Origin of the sequence: Streptomyces sp. NPDC007084, assembly GCF_040703595.1 — a bacterium.
In the GTDB taxonomy this organism is placed as follows: Bacteria; Actinomycetota; Actinomycetes; order Streptomycetales; family Streptomycetaceae; genus Streptomyces.
The window spans coordinates 1-1,102 of sequence record NZ_JBEYFY010000139.1; the positions used below are offsets into that span (position 1 = coordinate 1).

The 1,102-nt window shown below is 37.8% G+C and carries 2 protein-coding genes; both read right to left on the bottom strand.

Annotated elements, in window-relative coordinates; all coding sequences use genetic code 11:
• Positions 1-64 precede the first annotated feature (64 nt).
• Positions 65-754 carry a Crp/Fnr family transcriptional regulator gene (locus tag AB0912_RS35945; protein ID WP_366707541.1) on the bottom strand — a complete coding sequence of 230 codons (690 nt, stop codon included), beginning with the start codon at positions 752-754 and terminating at the stop codon, positions 65-67.
• An 85-nt stretch (positions 755-839) separates the two neighbouring features.
• A partial coding sequence (locus AB0912_RS35950) for a hypothetical protein (protein WP_366707543.1) occupies positions 840-1,102 on the bottom strand: 263 nt, incomplete at its 5' end.

The window sequence follows — 1,102 nt, forward strand, 5'->3', positions numbered from 1 at the left end:
GTCCAATCTGGCATTAGGTCTGGATCTTGTGTAGGATCAGAATCTATTGGCTCTTTAGACCATTTTAAGCGTAATCATCTTCAAGGCTATCAATATCTAGTATTTTGATTATCTTTCCTCGGCGCTCAATGAATCCTTTTTCTTCGAGTATTTTGAACTTACGAGAAATAGTTTCGGGAGTTGTTCCGATGAACGTTGCAAGATCTTTCATTTTCATTGGAATCATAACAGAATTTGAATCTACTACTTTGACGAGTTGCAAAAGATAATTAGCGATTCGACTTTCAACATCTTCCATCATGAGAAATTGTGCTTGATATTGCATTTCCGCAGCTCTTCTCACGGTGGTTTCAAGCAATTTCAAACTGAGCTCGGGATATTTTAACAACAAATTTTTGAAATCTTGTTGTCGCAAAAAGCAAATTTGCGTTTCTTCCAATGTTTCACCATAGAGATTATCATTCATTACTCCAAACAAGGCGTCTTCACCTGCGTATCCACCAGGTTCAATCACACGTAGTAACTGCTCTTTACCAGCACTAGAAAGCTGGTATATTTTCAAGGTATCATGCGCCACAATTGCAAGTTGAGGCACTGCAAAGGGGCTGATGACTGTTTCACCTTTTTCAAAAATTTTATGATTAACAACCTGCTCAACTTGCACTAATTCACTTTCTGAAAGTAAACCAAATAGTGGCACGAGCTGTACACAGTGGTGTTCATGATGACTAAAATGATGTTTATACTTACTCATTTTGGGGATTCTCCTTATCTTATTATCGCGCTAAAATTATCAAACTGCAAGCCTCATTCAACTAAAGCCTACAGTTTCGTAAAAACTAATTATCATTATCTTCATCTTCGTCATGAAAATCAGCAACGCTTTTACCCAAGTCACCTGCCAAGTTGCGAATAACTTGAAGATTGTAGCCGTAAAGTTCGACTACACCAGCCGCCAAAGCAAATTTTTCTTCTTTGTTTGCTAGCTTGATTGCTCGCGTAATGAACATATTTTGTGCTTGGAAATCCACAATGAAGCTTTCAAGCAGATCTTCATCAGTCCAATATTTGGCTTTTGGATCCTCGGTAATGAACTTGTGAT

What these genes read in the sequence shown, in the direction of transcription:
- AB0912_RS35945 (WP_366707541.1), bottom strand. Translation starts at nt 754, where the DNA reads ATGAGTAAGTATAAACATCATTTTAGTCATCATGAACACCACTGTGTA.